This window comes from Methylobacterium sp. WL116, from assembly GCF_008039455.1.
Taxonomy (GTDB): domain Bacteria; phylum Pseudomonadota; class Alphaproteobacteria; order Rhizobiales; family Beijerinckiaceae; genus Methylobacterium.
Genome location: NZ_VRUV01000997.1, coordinates 1 through 790 on the forward strand (window position 1 = coordinate 1; position 790 = coordinate 790).

At 72.2% G+C, this 790-nt stretch carries 2 pseudogenes; both read right to left on the bottom strand.

Annotated elements, in window-relative coordinates:
- Positions 1 to 545: pseudogene (locus FV223_RS29015) on the bottom strand (hypothetical protein); the annotation flags it as partial.
- Positions 545 to 790, bottom strand: a pseudogene (locus FV223_RS29020) (DUF898 domain-containing protein); the annotation flags it as partial. The pseudogenes FV223_RS29020 and FV223_RS29015, both read right to left, overlap by 1 nt.

Below are 790 nucleotides of genomic sequence, written 5' to 3' on the forward strand. Positions count from 1 at the left end.
CCCCCCCCCCCCCCCCCCCCTTTTTTTTTTAATGATACGGCGACCACCCACATCAACACACTCCATTTCGGCGGCTGCGTCATATGTTTATAAGACGGCGGATCGCCCATCAGGTCGAGCACCTGCGCCTCCACCGCGGTGCCGAGGCGCGCCTCGATGCCGGCCGGCACCAGCGGCGCGAGAACGCCCGCCGCGATCGGAAGGCCGAAGAACACGGTGAGCAGGACCGCGATGCCGACCGCAAGCGAGCCGGCGACGAGGCGCCAGGTCCCTCCGCCCGCGTCTGCGCGCTTGCGCAGGTCGGGGCAGCGGGTTTCGAGACATGCGGCGAACGACGGGTCCACGACCTCGACATGGCCGGGATCGCCCGCGATCCCGAGGCGCAGCAGCGGGGCCTGCCCCTCGCCGGCCCGCAAATCGGTCAGGTTCCAGTCGCGATGGACCTCCAGCCCGGTGATCTCGAGGCGCTCGCCGAGGTGCAGGGTCACCTCGTGCGGCGCGGCGCTCCGTCCGTCGAACCAGCGGCCGGACGCGGTGAGCGCCATCAGAACCCGATCTGCAGCGCGCCGCCGACGTCGAGCGCGTCGGCGAGGCCCTCGTTGAGGCCGCTGCCGGGCCCGTGGCTCGCGGCGAGGATGCGGTTCAGGCCGTCGGCATCGGCCACCTGCGTCGTGGTTGCGACCGCGGCCCAGAGTCGGGCCTGGACGACGCGCACGTACAGCACCGCGAAGGCGAGCGCGCCGCCGAGATAGAGCAGGCCGCCGCCGAGCACCGCCGCCCAGGCCAGCCC